The organism is Micromonospora sp. WMMD712, assembly GCF_029581295.1.
Classification (GTDB): domain Bacteria; phylum Actinomycetota; class Actinomycetes; order Mycobacteriales; family Micromonosporaceae; genus Micromonospora; species Micromonospora carbonacea.
This window is the reverse complement of record NZ_CP120743.1, coordinates 7,811,417-7,829,052: the sequence shown is the minus strand read 5'-3', so window position 1 is coordinate 7,829,052 and position 17,636 is coordinate 7,811,417. Positions and strand designations below refer to the sequence as shown.

General features: G+C 76.2%; 12 protein-coding genes. 5 read left to right on the top strand and 7 right to left on the bottom strand.

The features are described 5' to 3' along the window. The 4 genes from O7633_RS33100 to O7633_RS33085 form a co-directional block, all read right to left on the bottom strand. On the bottom strand, positions 1 to 475 hold a 475-nt coding region (locus tag O7633_RS33100; RefSeq protein ID WP_282325231.1), incomplete at its 3' end, for a catalase. Between the two features lie 89 nt (positions 476 to 564). Beyond that, a complete protein-coding gene (locus tag O7633_RS33095; protein ID WP_278134348.1) occupies positions 565 to 1,200 on the bottom strand; it encodes a maleylpyruvate isomerase family mycothiol-dependent enzyme in 636 nt (211 codons plus the stop codon). A gap of 106 nt (positions 1,201 to 1,306) precedes the next feature. Then, entirely contained in the window at positions 1,307 to 4,045 is a 2,739-nt protein-coding gene (locus O7633_RS33090) for an AAA family ATPase (protein ID WP_282325230.1), read from the bottom strand. 71 nt (positions 4,046 to 4,116) lie between these two features. Then, positions 4,117 to 4,746, bottom strand: a complete 630-nt coding sequence (locus O7633_RS33085; protein WP_282325229.1) for a hypothetical protein — start codon at positions 4,744 to 4,746, stop codon at positions 4,117 to 4,119. Positions 4,747 to 4,983: 237 nt separating this feature from the next. Here O7633_RS33085 and O7633_RS33080 point away from each other — a divergent pair, with 237 nt between their 5' ends. Next, positions 4,984 to 6,174 (top strand): pectate lyase, encoded by a 1,191-nt coding sequence (locus tag O7633_RS33080; protein ID WP_282325228.1) that lies wholly within the window; start codon positions 4,984 to 4,986, stop codon positions 6,172 to 6,174. A 68-nt stretch (positions 6,175 to 6,242) separates the two neighbouring features. Here O7633_RS33080 and O7633_RS33075 read toward each other — a convergent pair whose 3' ends face one another. Continuing rightward, entirely contained in the window at positions 6,243 to 6,776 is a 534-nt protein-coding gene (locus tag O7633_RS33075) for an SRPBCC family protein (protein ID WP_256095827.1), read from the bottom strand. 57 nt (positions 6,777 to 6,833) lie between these two features. Between O7633_RS33075 and O7633_RS33070 the strand changes: the two genes are divergently transcribed. Beyond that, a complete protein-coding gene (locus O7633_RS33070; protein WP_282325227.1) occupies positions 6,834 to 7,331 on the top strand; it encodes a winged helix-turn-helix domain-containing protein in 498 nt (165 codons plus the stop codon). A gap of 129 nt (positions 7,332 to 7,460) precedes the next feature. On the opposite strand, the gene O7633_RS33065 is transcribed toward O7633_RS33070, so the two are convergent. Next, positions 7,461 to 11,813, bottom strand: coding sequence for a carboxypeptidase regulatory-like domain-containing protein (locus tag O7633_RS33065; protein ID WP_282325226.1), 4,353 nt, complete (start codon positions 11,811 to 11,813; stop codon positions 7,461 to 7,463). A 324-nt stretch (positions 11,814 to 12,137) separates the two neighbouring features. Here O7633_RS33065 and O7633_RS33060 point away from each other — a divergent pair, with 324 nt between their 5' ends. Genes O7633_RS33060 through O7633_RS33050 form a run of 3 tightly spaced genes read left to right on the top strand, consistent with a single transcriptional unit; the run spans position 12,138 to position 16,349 of the window. Beyond that, complete coding sequence (locus O7633_RS33060; protein ID WP_282325225.1) at positions 12,138 to 12,677, top strand: winged helix-turn-helix domain-containing protein; 540 nt, start codon at positions 12,138 to 12,140, stop codon at positions 12,675 to 12,677. Between the two features lie 30 nt (positions 12,678 to 12,707). Next, complete coding sequence (locus O7633_RS33055) at positions 12,708 to 15,365, top strand: AAA family ATPase (RefSeq protein WP_282325224.1); 2,658 nt, start codon at positions 12,708 to 12,710, stop codon at positions 15,363 to 15,365. A 30-nt stretch (positions 15,366 to 15,395) separates the two neighbouring features. Further along, positions 15,396 to 16,349 carry an AfsR/SARP family transcriptional regulator gene (locus tag O7633_RS33050; RefSeq protein ID WP_282325223.1) on the top strand — a complete coding sequence of 318 codons (954 nt, stop codon included), beginning with the start codon at positions 15,396 to 15,398 and terminating at the stop codon, positions 16,347 to 16,349. On the opposite strand, the gene O7633_RS33045 is transcribed toward O7633_RS33050, so the two are convergent. Continuing rightward, a complete protein-coding gene (locus tag O7633_RS33045; RefSeq protein ID WP_282325222.1) occupies positions 16,271 to 17,551 on the bottom strand; it encodes a S1 family peptidase in 1,281 nt (426 codons plus the stop codon). The two genes, O7633_RS33050 and O7633_RS33045, sit on opposite strands and share 79 nt — an antisense overlap. Between the last annotated feature and the right edge of the window lie 85 nt (positions 17,552 to 17,636).

Below are 17,636 nucleotides of genomic sequence, written 5' to 3'. Positions count from 1 at the left end.
CCTTGGCGAGGAAGCCCGCCCGCGTGATCGGCTCGGCGGTGCCGTAGCCGACGAACACGCCGTGCGCGCCCGCGCCCCGGGCGTGCACGACGCGCTCGGGGATGCGCTCGTGGTCGAAGTGCGTGATCTTCTCGCGGAAGTGGTGGTCCTGGAGCAGGATCGGGCCGCGCGGCCCGGCCTTGAGCGAGTGGTCCGTGTCGCGCAGCCGCGCCCCCTGCGAGGTGGTGAGGTTGGCGCCCTGCTGGCCGTTCGCGGTCGTCGGCGCGCCGGTCGGCGCACCGGTCGGGCTGCGGGTCCCGGGGGCGCCCTGTTCCCCCTTCGGCGGCAGCGGGCCGTGCGGCGTCGTCGGCTCCGCGACGGGCGGCGGGGCGCTGCCGGGCGCGCCGGGGACGTCGGGGGTCAGGACGTCGGCGACCTTCCCCGCGGCGGCCTCGACGACGTCCTTGACCGCCTTGGCGGGCTTGCGAGCACTCATCTGGACGGGTACCTCCGGGATGCGGCGATGAACGGGCATCCGGGTCGTACCCTGCTGGGTTCGAGCAAAACGGACCAGACGGGTGCCGGTCAGCCGGGCCAGCGCCCGGTCAGCACCGCGACGCCGTCGCCGTCGAGCTCGGGCAGGGCCACCCGCCGGCCGGTCAGCGTGAGCAGCAGCGCCTCGCCGGCGCCCCGGACCACCGGGCCCTCGCCCGCCGCCCAGCCCAGGTCGGTGGCCTCGAACCGCAGCCCGGCGACCCGGCGGCGGTCGACGAAGCCGACGGCCCGGCCGCCGGTCAGGAAGTCCAGCGACGTGCGCAGCCGCAGTGGGTCCAGGTCGGCGGGCAGGCCCAGCGGGCGGCGGATGTCCTGCCCGTGCACCTGCACGTCGGTGAGCTGCCCGAAGAACCCGACCACGGGCGGCCGGAACGGGTGCTCCGCGTGGGTCCGCAGCGCCGCGGCCAGCTCGGCCGCCGGCCGGCGGGCCACCTGGCTGGCCAGGCGCGCGTTCGCCGCGTGCAGATTGAAACCGGAGCGCAGCACGAGCGGCAGGATCCGCCACGGGCTGACCACCAGCGGCGACACCAGGTGGCCGGCGACCTCCCGCACGGTCCAGGCCCCGCACAGGCTGGGGGTGTCGAGCTGGGCGGGGGTCAGCGAGTCGAGCAGGTCGGCGATGCGGCGGCGTTCGGCGGCGATCATCGCCAGCAGGTCGGAGGGCACGGCGACATTCTGCCCCCTGCGCGCCGCCCCCGGCACCGGCCGTGCGGTCCGCCCCGCCGGCCGGCGGACCGCCGTGCCGCCGGTCGCCGACGGCCGGCCCCGCCGGTCAGGCGGACGCCGGCCGCCCCAGCACCGCGCCCAGCTCGGCGCGGGTGGAGATGCCGAGCTTGCGGTAGGCCCGGGCGAGGTTGGCCTCGACGGTCTTCGGGCTGATGAACAGCGTGTCGGCGATGACCCGGTTGGTGCGCCCCTGCGCGGCCAGCCGGGCCACCCGCTCCTCGGTGGCGGTGAGCGTGGTCGGCGCGGCCGTCCGCCGGCCGATCCGGTCCAGCTCAGAGCGCGCGGCGGCGGCGAACGCGGCGGCGTCGAGCACGCCGAACTCCGCCTCGGCCGCCTCCAGCGCCGCGCGGGCCTCCCGGCGACGCCGGGCCCGCCGCAGCGCCCGGCCGGCGACCAGCAGGCAGCGGGCACGGTCCAGCGGCAGCACGTCCGCCGGTACGGCCGCCCGCGCGGCGTGCAGCGCGGCGAGGGCCGGTGACGTGTCGACGCCTGCGGCGCCGTCGACCAGCACCCGGCTGCGGGCCAGCCCGAGGGTGGTCCACGGCCGGGGCAGCCGACCGTGCCGCTCGGCGAGGCGGGCCAGGGCCCGGCCCGCCGTGTCGAGGTCACCGCAGCCGACGCACGCCTCGATCCAGTCCGGCTCGAAGCGCAACGCGACCGGCTCGGCGATCCCGGAGCCGGCCAGCGCCCCCGCCAGCTCGCCGTACGCGGCGGCGGCCTCGGCGGCCCGGCCGGCGGACAACGCCACGAACCCGGCCAGTTGCAGGTGGATGCGCCGGCTCCAGGCGTCGTCGACCTCCCGGGCCCGGCGCAGTCCCGCCTCCGCGACCCCGGCGGCCTCGGCCAGCCGCCCCCGGTACGCGGCCAGCGTCCCCGCCAGCCAGGTCTCCCCGACCAGCGCGCTGCCGAGCTGCTCGCCCAGCTCCCGGGCGGCGGCGACGTGCGCCTCGGCCGCGGCGAACCGGCCGGCCAGCAGCTCCGCCTCGCCGAGGTGGGTGAGCAGCTCGTGCTGCCACGGCTCGTCGCCCCGCGCCGCCGCCCGGGCGCGCATGTCGTGCAGCCGTTCCCGCGCCCGGGCGTGGTCGTCGGTGGCCTTCCACCAGATCGCCGGGATCGTGCCGGCCAGCCACGACGGCTCGCCGGCCTCCAGTTCCAGCGCCCGGTCGAGCAGCCCGGTACGGGCGGGCCGCCCCGCGCGCACCTCGTGGAAGAACAGCAGCAGCAGCGACGCGGTCAGCAGGGGCCGGTCCCCGTCCGCGCCGAGCAGGGCGATGGCGGCCTCGGCGTGCCGCCGGGCGGCCCCGGGCCCGTCGTGGAACAGGGTGAGGTGGGCGTGGATCCGCCCCGCGAGGGGGCCGCCGTCGGCGGCGGCCAGCGCGCGCTCGCCCGTGGACACGGCGGTGGCGAGGTCGTCGGCGAACCACGCGACCAACGCGCGCAGCAGCAGCGCCTCCGCTCGCGCCTGCCCGGTGAGCTGCCCGGTCGCGGCGTCGGCCGCCGCGCCGGCCGCCGCGTGGTCGCCGCTGTCGATGCGGCAGCGCACCGCGGCCAGGCGACGCCGGTCCCGGGCGTCGGCCTGGCCGGCGGGCGTGAGCTGCGCGGCCCGCTCGAACAGGTCGGCGGCGACGGCGGGGGCGCCCCGGGCGTGCTGGCGCTCGGCGGCGGCGGCCAGCTCGGCGGCGACCGCGCCGTCCGGCCCGACGGCGCACCGGGCGAGCTGCCGGGCGCGTTCGTCGGGGTCCGGCACCGCGTCGGCCAGCGCCCGGTGCAGCCGTCGGCGGACCCCGGGCGGGATGCCGCCACGGACGGCGGCGGCATAGCTGGGGTGGACGAAGCCGACCCGGTCCGGGGCGACGCGCAGCAGGCCGGCCTCCTCCGCGGCGTCCCACGCGTCCGCCGGCACCCCGGCCGCGGCGAGGTCCGGCAGGGTGGGGACGGTCAGCAGCGCCGCCAGCCGCACCGCGTCCCGGGTGCGGGCGGGCAGCGCCCGCAGCGCGTCGGCGAGCAGCTGCCGCAGCGACGACGGCACCGGCAGGTCCTCGCCGGGCCCCGGCGGGCGGGGCAGGCGCAGCACCGCCCGGGCCATCTCGATGGCCAGCAGCGGGTTGCCGCCGGCGTCGCGGACGATCCGGGCGAACAGCGGGCGGCTGACCGCGCCGTCCAGCCGGGCCCGGACGATGTGGTGCAGGGAGCCGGCGTCCAGCGGGGGCAGGGCGACGCGGGTCACCGGCGCGCCGCCCGGCCGGTCGTCGTCGAGGCCGAGGGGCGCGGCGGCGGGCCCGGGACCGTCCGTGCGCCGGGCGACCAGCACGACCGGCCGGGGCGCGAGCCGGCGCAGCGCGAACCGCAACGCCCGCTCGCTCGGCGCGTCGAGCCAGGGCGCGTCGTCGACGGCGAGCAGCACCGGGGGCCCCGCGCCGAGCGCGGCCTCGATCAGGGCCCGGGTCGCCGCGCCGACCGCCCGTTCGTCGACCGCCTCGTCGCCGGACGCGGCCAGCAGCACCATCTCGGCGGCGGCGCGCTGCGGCGGGGGCAGGGCCGGCACCGCGGCGGCCAGCGGCCGGAGCAGGTCGGCCAGCGCGGCGAACGGCAGCGCCGCCTCGGCCTCGGTCGGGGCGCAGGTGAGCGTCGCCCAGCCGGCCCGCTCGGCCCGGGCGACGAGGGCCCGCCAGAGGGCGGTCTTGCCGATGCCGCTGCGGCCTTCCACGAGCACCGGCGCTCCCGCGCCCAGCGCCCGCCACGCCCGGTCGGCGACCGCGTCGCGCCCCACCAGGGAGGTGTCCATGGCGGGATGATGGCACGCGGCCGCCACCCGGGGGCGGCGCGCCGCCGGCGGGACGGGGCGGCGGCCGGGCCTCAGAGCCGGCCGGCGACGGCGCGGGCGAGGGCCTCCAACGGCTCGCGGTTCTCCTCGGGGGCGTTGAGCCGCACCAGCCGGACGGCCACCCACCTGCCGGAGGCGTTGACGAAGACCGAGTCGTCGGTCGCGTACGCCTCGTCGCCCACGCCGGACAGTGCCCGCGTCTCGTGCCCGAGCGCCCGTTCGGTGTCGAGGTACGTCTTCGCGCCCGCACCGACGAAGACCTCGACCTGCGCGGTCGGCCCGTCGACCGGCGCGGTGTAGGTGCAGGTGTCCCCGACCGGCCTGCCGTCGTCCAGTCCCCGGCCGGCGAGCTGCTCGGCCTCGGCCTTGCGGACCAGGGCGCAGGGGTCGGGCAGGCCCAGCGCGTCGTCTCCCGGCCCGGGTGGCTGCCCGTCGGTCGGGTCGGCCGCCCCGCCGGTCCGGGCGGCGGTCGGTGCGGCCGACCCGCCGGGCTGCGTCGCCACCGGGGCGGGCCGGTCGGCGGCGTCGCCCGGGTCGGCGGAGAGCGGGCCGGCCAGCCGGCCGCAGGCGGCGGGGGCAAGCAGGGCGAGCAGCAGAACGGGGGCCAGGCGACGGGCCCGGGCCGGGCGCCGGCGGGCCGAGGGGTACGTGCGACGGGACATGCGCCTGACGCTAGGGCCCCGCGCCCGCGCGCCAATCGGGTGTTTCCCTATCCGATAGCGGGACCGGGATTGTGTCGATCATCGATCTGCGCTCTGCTTGGCGAAAGCGCTTGCCCCGTGGGCGGCGCGGCCCGTCCGACGGACGGGCGTCCGGGCACGGACCAGGGTCCGCTCCGGCATCCGGCGGGCACCGGCTGCCGGCGTCCTCGCGGGCCCCACGTACAGCCAGGGAGCACCATGCTGCACAGACAGCGCCGAAAGTCCCTTGCCGTCGTCACCGCGGCGGCGGCCACGCTGGCCGCCGCGGGGGTCGTGGCCACCGCGGGCGTCGCACAGGCCGCCGCCGGCTGCCGCGTCAGCTACGTGGTCGGCTCGCAGTGGCCGGGCGGCTTCTCCACCACCGTCACCCTCACCAACGTCGGCGACCCCATCACCTCGTGGCAGCTCACCTGGTCGTTCGGCGCCGGCCAGACGATCACCCAGGCGTGGAACGCCACCGTCACGCAGAGCGGCAGCGCGGTCACCGCCACCAACGCGAGCTTCAACGGCAACCTCGCCACCAACGCGTCGGCCGCCTTCGGCTTCAACGGCACGTGGAACAACAGCAGCAACCCGACGCCGACCAGCTTCGCGGTCAACGGCGTCACCTGCACCGGCGGGACCAGCCCGACCACGCCGGGCAACCCGACCACCCCACCGCCCACCACCCCGCCACCGACCACGCCGCCGCCCACCACGCCGCCGCCGACCGGATCCTGGCCGACGCCGACCGGGCAGGTCGGCGTCAACGGCACGATCGCGGTCTCCGGCGTGTTCGACGGCGGCATGCGCCGCTACTGCTGCATCGGCGACGGCAGCCAGGAGGAGAGCCAGGACCCGATGTTCCAGCTCGCCGCCGGGGCCACCCTGCAGAACGTCATCATCGGCGGGCCCGCCGGCGACGGCGTGCACTGCGCCGGGTCCTGCACGCTGCGCAACGTGTGGTGGGAGGACGTGGGCGAGGACGCCGCCACGTTCCGCGGCAGCGGGTCGCCCACCTTCCTGGTCGACGGCGGCGGCGCGCGCAGCGCCAGCGACAAGGTCTTCCAGCACAACGGGGCGGGCACGCTGACCGTCCAGAACTTCCAGGCGACCAACTTCGGGACGTTCTACCGCTCCTGCGGCAACTGCTCCACCCAGTACAAGCGCAGCGTCGTCATCCGTAACAGCACGCTGACCCGCCCCGGCAACACGGTGGCCGGGATCAACGTCAACTACGGCGACACCGCCCGGTTCTCGGGCATCACGATCGTCAACGACCCCAGCCGGGCGATGGTGATCTGCCGCAAGTACAACGGCAACAACACCGGCAGCGAACCCACCCAGGTCGGCACCGGGGCCGACGGCACCAACTGCCTCTACTCCTCGTCCGACCTGACCTACCGGTAGTCCCCCGCCGGCGTCGCGGGCCCGCAGCGTCGCGGGTCCGCGACGCCGACGCCGGGCCCGCGCGTGGCCTACCGGGCCGCCATGCGGCGGGTCAGCTCGGCCGCCCGGAACGCGGCGACCTCGCGCGCCTTCGCCGCCACGAACCGCCGCAGCGGCGCCGGCGCGTCGGCGGTCACCCCTTCCCTCACCCGGGTGCCGCCCGCCTCGGCGGCCAGGTCCACCACCGCGCGCAACGACACCCAGCCGGGGCTACGCACGTCGCTGACCAGTTGCGCGCCCGGCCGGGTCGCCACCATCCGTACCCGGATCGGGTTGTCCCACCGCACCGGCCCGACCAGCCGGAACCGCTCGACGGCGAGGTAGCGGGCGACCGCCCGGCCCCGCGCGTCGTGGCCGGTGCGCACGTCGCGGACCGCCACGATCAGCGGCGACAGCCCGACGTAGCTGAACGGGTCGGACAGGTGCTGGTAGACCTCGTCCGGTGACGCCGCGACGACGCAGGTCGTCTCGAACGCGACCGGAGGTCTGCGGGCGTCGGGCACGTCGACATCCTGCCACGCCGAGGCGGCGGCACCGTCGGGAAGGGACATTGCCCAGGACATCGACGCACATTATTATGTCAACGCCGTTCCGCGAGCGGCTGGACGGGGAGGGCGGAGATGAGCGGGAGACCCTCCCTGGCCATCGGCATCGCCTCCTCGGCGTCGCACCGCCGCCGTCTCGCCGAGCTGTTCGGCGGGTCCGAGGCCGTCCTGATCGTCTCCAGCGTGGACCAGGCGCGACGGTTCCTCGGCGTGGCCGGCGGGCCCGCCGACGCGCCCGCCGACGCGGCGACCCACCGGGTCGCGGTCACCGCCGTCGCGCCGGCCGCGACCGCGCTGAGCATCGACTCCGACCGGCGGGTGCTGCGCTGGCGCAACCGCGAGATCGGGCTGACCCCGCTGGAGCACGACCTGCTGCGCTGCCTGGTGGGCACGCCCGGGCACACCTGGACCCACCGGCGGCTGCACCGCGAGGTCTGGGGCACCGAGCGCCTCGGCCGCGGCTCCGACCTGCACTCGGTGGTGCGCCGGGTGCGGCGCAAGCTGGCCCGGCTGGGCGTGCCGGCGACCATCGACGCGGTCCGGGGGGTCGGCTTCCGGCTGGCGCTGCCCTGAGCCCCGCCCGCCGTCGCCCCCGAACACGCCGTGCTCGCGCCGACCCCCGGCCGGCCCGCCCGCAGGCGCCGCCGGCCCGCCCGGTCGGTTGACCGGGCGGGCCGGGGTCGTCCCGTCAGCCGCCGCGGGTCAGCAGCGGATCGGCGTCAACGCGAAGTTCTCCACCGTGGGCGTACTGGTGTTGATCTTCGTCTGGCGGGTCTGCGGCTTCCAGCCGTCCTTCGCGACGATCAACGTGAGCGGGTTGTTCCGCTTGTCCAGCCAGTACGCGTACCGGCCCTGGTCGTCGGTGGCGAACGTCCACGACATCGCCCACGAGTCGACCTGCACCACCGCCCCGGGCAGCGGCGCGCCGACGCCCTGGCAGCTCGTCCCGGTCACCGTGCCCAGCAGCTTGCCCCAGGTCTTCGGCGGCTGGGCGGTCATCGTGACCGACACCGGCGCGACCGTGTACGGGGTGTCCTCGGTGATCACCACCGACGCCGTGTACGTGCCCGGCTGGTCGACGGTGGCCGAGATCCCGACGGTGACCGTGACCTTCTCGCCCGGCGCCAGCGTGGCGGCCGTCTTGTCGATCGTCAGCCAGCTGACGTCCGCGGCGGCCTCGGCGCACTCGCCGAAGCCGGGCAGCGCCTCGCTGTCCGGCGTCGCCGTGAAGCCGCCCGAGGAGCCGCCGACCTTGTAGAAGCCGCACGCCGCGCCGCCCCGGTACCGGGCGGTGTTGGCGTTCGGCAGGGCCGACCACGAGTTGCCCGCCGGGTCGTAGGCGAAGCCGGCGTTGGTGATCGCCCCGCCCTGCGAGCCGCCGACGACCAGCAGCTTGCCGTTGGCGACGGCGAACGAGCTGGCCCAGTTGTCGGCCGGCGCGTCGGCGATCGCGGTCCAGGCGTTGGTGCCCGGGTCGAAGGCGTAGCCGGCCTTCTGCGGCACGGTGCCGTCGTTGCCGCCGGTGCAGTAGACGACGCCGCCGATGCCGCCGCAGGACAGGAACGCCACCGACTTCGGGTAGTCGGGCAGCGTCTCCCAGGTGTCGCTGGCCGGGTCGTACCGGACTACGTCGTTGGACATCGGCGTGCAGTTCGCCGTCGTGCAGCCGCCCACCGCGTAGAGCTTGCCGGCGGCGACGGCCTGGCCGGCGGCCGCCCGGGGCAGCGGGTTGTTCGCCTTCTTCGTCCAGGCGTCGGCCGCCGGGTCGTACGACCAGGTGGCGGCGTCGGGGCCGGACGCGCCCCAACCGCCGGTCACGACGATCTTCCCCTCGACGACGCCGGCCGTGACGGCGTTGCGCGCGCCCGGCAGGTCGGCGATCGGGGCCCACGTCTGGGCGATGGGGTCGTAGGCGTAGTTCTTCGCCGACGACGCCGTGCCGTTGCCGCCGGCGATCGAATACACCTTGCCGTCCAGGCTGACCACCCGGTTGTCCATGATGTTGGCCGGGAAGTCGGTGACGTCCGTCCAGGGCGCGGCCTGCGGGCCGGTCGGGGCCGGGGCCACCGCGGCGGCGTTGCCGGACGCCCGCGCGGCCAGCGACGTGGCGGCCGTGATCCGCTGCTCCGGGGCCCCCTCGGCGGCCAGGATCTGCCGCTGGGTCACCCGGGAGCCGTCGGCCCGCAGCAGCTCGAACCCGCCGTCGCGCTCGCCGAAGCGGACGTCGACGGGTGCCCCGCCGGTGTTGGTCACGGTGAAGGTCTTGGCGACGGTGCCGGTGGGCATCCGCACCGTGCCGCTGACCTCCGCCGGCTGCACGGACAGCCGGCCCGCCGCGAGCTTGAAGGTCGCGGTGGTGGCCCAGTCGGCCTCCACGGTGACCTGCTTGCCCTGGCTGAGATAGCCACCGGCCTTGGCGGTGAACCGGTGCGCGCCGGTCAGCGAGGAGAACAACCAGTAGAAGCCGTCGGGCAGCTCGGTGTCGTCGGGGGTGGCCACGGTGGTGGCCGTCTCCGCCGGCCGGTCGTCGCTGGTGACGGTCGCGCCGTTGACGTAGCCGTTGTCGTTGGCGTCGCGGACGTGGCCGAGCACCAGGCCACCGTCGGTCGGCGCGCAGGTGACCTCGCTGCCGATCAGCACGTTGTCGACCTGCCACCACCACTCCCAGGTGGCGTCGTAGTAGTGGAACCGCACCTGGACCCGGGACTCGCCCGCCGCCTGCGGGATCGCGATCTCGGTGACCCGCGGCCCGCGCACGTCCGCCGCCTGCCGCAGCACGTTGGCCCAGGTCGCGCCGCCGTCCACGCTGAGGTCGACGTCGGCCCGCTCGGAGCTGACCCAGTTGAGGTCCTGGTTGAACCGGATCACCGGCGCGGCGACGTCGGTGAGGTCGACGACCGGGCTGACCAGCGAGGTGTCCTGCTTGCCGCCGCTGCCGTAGTCGTCGCTGTCGACGATCGCGAAGCCGCCGGTGCCGCCGGTGAGGTTGCCCCGGCCACCCGCGTCGGTGAACTGCCACCCCTGGCCGGTGCCGGCGTTGTCCACGACCGACCAGCCGGCCGGGGCGCGGTCGCCGTCGAAGGTCTCGTACACCCCGTCGGAGCCGTACCCGTAGCCGGGCGCGGTGGTGCAGGCGGCCGGGTCCACGGTGACGGCGACGTTCTGGGTCTTGTTGCCGGCGCCGACCACGACCTCGCGGGTCACCGTCTGGTAGCCCGGGTACTGCGGCTCCACCTTCAGCTTGTACGTGGCCGAGGCGGGCAGGGTGAGGCTGTAGCGGCCGTTGCCGGGGGTGGTGTAGTCGGACACCGGGAGGCCCTCGACGCTGACCTTGGCGTACACCGGCCAGCCGTGGCCGGAGCCGTCGGTGACCGAGCCGCTGACGGTGACCGACGGCACCGCCGTCAGCGCGACGTCGAGCGTCGTTGTCGCGGCGGCGCGGACCGTGGCGGGCAGGGTCCGGGCGGCGTAGCCGAACGCGGTCACGGCGACCTGGTAGTCGCCGGCGGGCAGCAGGGACGAGTACCTGCCGTCGGCGCCGGTGGTGAGCTGCCGGGACGCCGGGCCGGTGAGGGCGACCGTGGCGCCGGGGACCGGGTCGCCGGTGGCGGCGTCGGTGACCGTGCCGGCGAGGGTGCCGGTGTCCCCGATCGGGGCGGCGTCGAGCAGCGCGAGGGCGTCGAGGCGGCCCTCGCCGTAGACGTTGTTGTCGTCGGCGGTGCCGCCGCACTGGGCGTCGGCGGTGTCGATCGCCGAGTCGTCCAGCAGGGCGCGGGTGGCCGCGACGTCGCCGACCAGCGCGGGCGCCGCCGACCACAGCAGCGCGACCGCGCCCGCGAGGTGCGGGGAGGCCATCGAGGTGCCGCTCAGGCTGCCGTAGCCGCCGCCGGGGATGCTGGAGCGGACGTTGACGCCGGGCGCGGAGATGTCGGGTTTGACGGCCCCGCCCTGGCCGGCGCCCCGGGCGGAGAAGCTGGCGATGGTGTTGTTGACGTCGTACGCGCCGGTGGAGTAGTTGCTGGACCGGCTGCCCGGCGAGCCGCTGGTCTGGCAGGCCGGGCCGCTGTTGCCGTTGGACCAGGCGCCGAAGATGCCCGACGCGGCCCAGGCCAGCGTCACGTCCTCCATGAACGGGTCGTTGGAGGGCAGCCGGGTGCCCCACGAGTTGTTGATGACGTGGGGTCGCTTGCTCGCGTCGGGGTTCTCGCCGTCGAGGTCGGTGGGTTCGAGCATCCACTGGCCGGAGGCGATCAGCGCCGCGTCGGTCGGGCAGCAGCCGTTGGCCGCGATCCACCGGACGCCGGGCGCGACACCGATCTGGTTGGCGCCGTCGGCGCCGGCCATCGTGCCCATCGTGTGGGTGCCGTGGCCGTCGCCGTCGCAGGGGCCGGCGGCGCAGTCGCCGGCCGCGTCGAACCAGTTGTAGTTGTGGTCGAAGGTGCCGTCGCCGTTGTTGCCCCGGTACGCCCGCACCAGTGCCGGGTGGTCGAACTGCACGCCGGAGTCGATGCTCGCCACCGTGATGCCGGCGCCGGTGACGCCGTAGCGCGACCAGACGTCGTCGGCGTTGATGTTGGCGATGCCCCACTCCAGGGCGTTGGCCGTCTTCTCGTCGGTCCCCTTCGTGACCTCGGGGAGCTCGTAGGCGACCGGCGCGTAGACGCCGTCGACCTCGGCGTGCGCGGCGAGGCTCTGCGCCATCGTCAGGGAGCCGCTGCTGACCTTGATGGCGTTGGTCGCCCAGAAGCTCTGGTACTTCGCGCCCGAGCCGTCGAGCTCGGCGCGGACCTTGGCCTGGCTGTCGGCGGCGGTACGCCGCAGGGCGTCCGCCACGGCGGCGCCCCGCTTGGTCCAGTCGGCGGTCGCGGCGGCCTTGCTCAGGTCCGCCCGGGCACCGAAGTGGATCCAGAAGTCGCTCTCGGTCTTGGTCTGGAGCCGTTGGACCAGCTCGGGCCGGATCTTGTCCGCGGGCGTGCCGCCCGGCGCGGCCTGCGCCCCGGGGGCGGTCGTGGCCAGGGCCGTCGCCGCGAGGGCGAGCGCCGCACCGGCGCTCACCAGGCGCCTGGCCAGGCCCCTGGGGTGTGGACGTCTCAGCATTCGGTGCCGCCTCCTGCACGAACGACCCGCGGTTGGTCGGGCCGTGGCAGGGGTACAACGACCGAGCCTCCCGTCTGGACGCACGGCGACGAACCCCCGGGCCCCTCAGGCGTCGTGCGGGTCACGCCGGCCGCCTGTGGGCAAACTATGATCGACAAAGATGAAGGATCAAGCACGCGACGTGAGCAACTCGTCGCTACGAGCAGCCCGACCGGCCACGCCGCCCGCCCGTCGCTGTCACGGCGCTGACAGACTCGGGCAGCGGCGGGCGGCCCCGTCCGCGTGGGCGCGGTGAACGGCGGCGACGGCGGCCCGCCGGCGGGCCCCCTCGACGAGGCGGGGCCGACGGTCCCGCTGGTGATCGCGGTGACCCCGTCGCCGGCCGAACGGATCCGGCTCGCCGAGCGCCTCGACGGCATCGCGCCCCTGCTGCTGGTCGCCGACCTCGACGAGTTGCGCCGGCTGATCGCCGTCCCGCCGGGGCCGCCGGCCGCCACGACTCCCGACCCGGACGACACGCTGTGGATCGACTCGGCCCGGTCGACGGCCCGCTACGGCGGGCGCGAGGTCTTCCTCACCCGGCTCGAACGCGACCTGCTGGCCCGCCTGACCAGCGAGCCGGTGCGGGTCTGGAGCTACGCGGAGCTGCACCGCACGGTCTGGCACGACGAGGGGCGCCAGCGCACGGCCGGCGTGCAGTCCCTGGTGAAGCGGCTGCGCCGCAAGCTCGACCAGCTCGGCACGGGCGTCACCGTCGTCGCGGTACGGGGGGTCGGGTTCCGGCTGACCGACCACCGGCGGCCCCGCATCGACGGCGGGTGAGGCCGCGGCGTGACGGTGCAGGATGGGGGCATGACCGGGCTCGTCGGGCGGGACGACCAGATCCGCCTGCTCGGGGATCTGCTCACCCGCGCGATCGGGGGGCGGGGCGGCGCGCTGGTGTTGCGCGGCGAGGCCGGGATCGGCAAGTCGGCCCTGCTGGAGCACGTGGTCCGGGCCGGGCACGGGCGCGGGGTGCGCGTGCTGGAGGTGACCGGCGTGCAGGCCGAGGGGCAGATCCCGTACGCCGGGCTCGACCACCTGCTCCGCCCGCTGCGCCCCGCCCCGACGTTGGCGGACACGCCGTACCGCCGGGCCGTCGAGGTGCTGCACCTGCTCGGCGAGCCGGAGCAGCCCACGCTGCTCGCGGTCGAGGACGCGCACTGGCTGGACGCCGCGACCTGGGAGACCCTGACGTTCCTCAGCCGGCGGCTCGGGTCGGACCGGGTCGCCGTGGTCATGGCGGTACGCGACGGCGAGGACGTCGACCGGCGGCTCACCAGGGCGGGGCTGCCCGAACTGCGGCTGGAGCCGCTGACCAGGGCCGACGCCGAGACGCTGTTGGACAGGGCCGCGCCCCGGTTGGCCCCCCGGCTGCGGGGCAGGGTGCTGGCCGAGGCCGCCGGGAACCCGCTGGGCATCGTGGAGCTGGGCGGGTCGGTGGCCCGGCTCGGCGACGGCGCGCTGTCGCCGTCGGCGCTGCCGCTGAGCGCGCGGGTGGAGCGGACCTTCGGCGGGCTGGTCGCCGACCTGCCGCCGCGGACCCGGACCCTGCTGCTGGTCGCGGCGCTGAACGACGGGTCCGGCCTGGACGAGATCCTGGCGGCGGCCACGCTCCTCGGCGGCGTCGAGGTGCCCACCGAGGCGATCCAGCCGGCGGTGACCGCCCGCCTGGTCGCCGTCGACGAGCAGTACGAGCTGCGGTTCCGACACCCGTTGCTGCGCTCGGCGCTGCGCCAGCAGGCCGCGCCCGCGGACCGTCGGCGCGTGCACGCGGCGCTGGCCGAGGTGCTGGCCGCCAGCCCGCAGCGCCAGCTCTGGCACCGGGCCTCGGCCGCGCCGGGCCCGGACGAGGCGCTGGCCCGGGAGCTGACCGACGTGGCGGCCGCCGCCGCGCCGCGTCAGGCGCCGCTCGCGCTGGCCGCGCTCACCCGGGCCGTCCAGCTCAGCCGGGACCCGGCCGCGCGCGGCCACCGGCAGGTGTCGAGCTGTCTCGTGGCGCACGAGCAGGGCGACCAGCACACCGTGCGGCGGCTGCTCGGCGAGATCGACGAGAGCGTCCTGCGGCCGGCCGACCACGCCCGGCTGACCTGGTTGCGCGAGACGTACCTCCCGATCGCCTGGTCCGGGCCGGAGCGGCTGTTGACCTACGCCGACCTGATCGACACGATGCGCCGCGACGGCGACCCCGAACGCGCCCTCCAGGCGATGAACGACCTGGCGCTGCGCGTCTACTACTCCAACGTGCCGACGCCCGTCCGCGACCGGTTCACCGAGGTCACGCTCGCGCTCGGGTCGATCGACGACGACCCGCGCGTGCCCGCCATCCTGCTGCTGGTCGCACCGGTCGAGCACGGCGTCGCCGCGCTGCGCCGGCTGGAGCGCCTGGCGCACCGGATGGACCTGCCACCGGCCCTGCGCAGCGACCTGTCGATCGCGGCCTGGGCCATCGGCGCGTTCGACCTCGCCGGGACGTTCGCGCTGTCCGCCGCGGCCGAGGTCCGCGCGCAGGGCCGGATCGGCGTCCTCTCCCAGGCGCTCAACGCGGCCGCGGCGGCGTACGCGGCGCTGGGCGACACCCGGGCCGCGGTGCCGCTGGCCGCCGAGTGCATCAGCCTGGCGGAGGAGACCGGGCTGCCGATGTGGGCGCTGGGCGGCGGCCTCACCATGGGCCTGGTCGAGGCGCTGCGGGGCGACGTCGCCGCCGCCCATCGCCGGGCCGAGGCCGCCGAGCAGGCGCTCGCCGCCGGCCGGCGGCTGCCGATGCTGGCCCTCGTGCAGCGCATCCGGGGCGTCGCCGCGCTCGCCGAGGGCTACCCCGACGACGCGTTCCGGCAGCTCATGCGGATCTTCGACCCGGCGGACAGCGCCTACTTCCCGGCCCACCAGCTGCTCGTGCTCGGGCACCTGGCCGAGGCGGCCCTGCTCGGCGGCTTCCAGGACGAGCTGCGCCCGGTGGTCCGCGACCTGGAGCCGGTCGCCGCGGCCAGCGGGTCGCCCGCGCTGCGGGTCGGCCTCGGCTACGCCCGCGCGGTGCTCGACGGGGACCACGAGGCCGCGCTGGCCGGGGACCTGACCGGCTGGCCGTTCGACCGGGCCCGCCTCCAGCTCGCGCACGGCACGGCGCTGCGGCGGGCGCACCGGGTCACGGAGAGCCGGCCGCCGCTGCGGGCCGCCGTGGCCACCTTCGACGCGCTCGGCGTCACGCCGTGGGCCGACCGGGCCCGGGCGGAGCTGCGGGCCACGGGCGAGACACGGCGGCGGCCGACGGACGCGCTGACCGCCCTCACCCCGCAGGAGCAGCAGATCGCCCGGCTGGCCGCGGAGGGGCTGAGCAACCGGGAGATCGGCGCGCACCTGTTCCTGTCCCCCCGGACGGTCAGCACCCACCTGTACCGGATCTACCCGAAGATCCACGTCAAGTCGCGGGCGGAGCTGGCGCGCGTCATTACGTCATCCGACGTACGCTGAGCACTCGCAGGACTACCTAACGTGAGGCGCATGCCTGTTTCGCACACTGTCGATCCGCGCCGCCCGGCTCCGCGGCTGCGGATCCTCGGCCCGCTACGGGTCCGGCGCGGCGACGCCGAGGTCGACGCCGGGCCGCCGCAGCAACGCTGCCTGCTGGCGCTCCTGCTCGCCCGCGCGGGCCACCCGGTCGGCACGCCCGAGCTGGTCGACCTGCTCTGGGGGCCGGGCGCGCCGCCGAGCGCGGTGAACACCATCCACAAGTACGTCGGTGGGCTCCGCCGCCTGCTGGAACCCGGCCTGCCGCCGCGCGCCCCGGGCGCGTACCTGACCCGGCACGGCAACGGCTACCGCTTCACGGCCGGGCCGGAGGCGCTCGACCTCGTGCTGTTCCGGCGCACCGTCGCCGAGGCGAAGGCGTACGCGCGGGGCGGCGAGCCGGACCGGGCGCTCGACCGGTACGTCGCGGCGCTGCGGCTCGGCCACGGCCCCGCCGGCGACGGCCTGGGCGGCACGCCGGCGGCCCGGGCCACGTTCGCGCGCCTCGACGGCGAGTTCGCCGACGCCGTCCTCGACGCCGCCGGGATCGCGGTCCGGCTGCGCCGCCCGGCGCTGGTCCTGGCGTCGCTGCGCCGCGCGGCCGAGCAGGACCCGCTCGACGAACGCGTCCAGGCGGGCCTCGTGACGACGCTCGCCGCCGCCGGCCGCCAGGCCGAGGCCCTGGCGGCGTACCGGTCGATCCGTGCGCGGCTCGCCGACGAGCTGGGCATCGACCCGGGGCCGGACCTGCGGGAGGCGCACCGCCGGGTGCTGACCCAGGCGGGGCCGCCGCCGCGCCGCACGGGGAGGGCCGTGGCCAGGCGGCGTCGCTGGCTACGGCCCTCCCGCCGGTCGGCGGGGCCGGTCGGTCAGGCGGCCGCGTTCACGCCGAAGGTGATCCCGGAGTACGACCGCGCGGTGTCGAAGACCTTCGACAGCGGCGAGTAGTACGACCGCGTGGTGCAGGTGCCGTTGTCGTTCGTGCCGCCGTGCAGGATGCCGTAGGCCCTGTGGTCGACCTCGCTGAACAGCGGGCCGCCGCTGTCCCCGCTGCGCGTGCAGATGTCCGTGACCATTCCGCCGTCCTTCGACAGGACCGTGCCGCACCTGGTGTTGTTGGACGTCTGACCGGTGTGGCACGCCACCCAGCCGGCCTCGATCTGGGCGTAGCTGTACATGCCGACGATCGGGAACTGGCTGCTCACCCGGGAGTTGAACACCGTGTTGCGGGGGTTCACCACCCAGTAGCTGACGTACTCGAAGCCGTTCATCACCACGTACGGCATGATGACCCCGTCGTAGGGGTAGTCCTGGCTGACATAGGTCGAGTAGTTGTAGCGGCCGACGTAGAGGCCCGCGTGCCGGGAGTAGTAGCCCGCCCCGTCCTCGCTACAGTGCCCCGCCGTGACCGTGTACTGCCAGCCGTCCGAGCCGTGCACGTTGAAGCCGTTGGTGCAGGTCCACTTCGGGCTCTTGTTGAAGTCGAGCATGTCCAGCCGCAGCCCGCCGCGCATCGGCGCCTCACAGTTCTGGATCGCGCAGGCCTGCGGGGTGGGGGTCGGCGAGTCGACCACCGCGACGCCCAGGTCGCGGGCCAGCGCGAGCCGGCCGGCCGAGCCGCGTACGGCGGCCGCCGCGCCATGGTGCAGCTCCACCCGGTTGCGCTGCGGGTTGATCACCGGCTCCTGCTCGGGCGTGAGCCCCAGCCGGGCGCTGGCCTCTCTCGCCGTGGCGTCGAGGTCCCGCAGGGAGTGGCGCACCCCGACGACGCGGATGTGCTCCCGGTCCGGGATCGCGCCCAGCGCGGGGGCCAGCTTCCCGACGGCGGTGCTGGCGACGTAGAGCACGCCCCCGTTCTCCTGGTCGATCCAGGAGCCCGCGAAGGTGTCGCCGTGCTCCCGGGCCAGCACGGCCTGCAACGCCCCGGCGGTCCGCTGCAACTCCAGCCGCCGCACCGCCTCCCGCACGCTGACGCCGTAGGTCCTGGTGAGATAGTCGACCGAGCCGACGACGTCGGCCGGTTGCACGGGGGCCGCCGGAGCCAGCCGGATGACGGGGGCGGCCGCCGCCGGCCCGGAAACCGTGAGGGATCCGGCGGCGACGATCAGGCTGACCGCCGCGGCCAGCCTCCAGTTCGTTCCTCTTCGCACCTGAGTCGCGTCCCTTCGCCACGTGACGCCCTTCGCGTCGGTGCCGTAGACGCTGCCAGCCGGCTGTGGACGCGATCTGGACGAC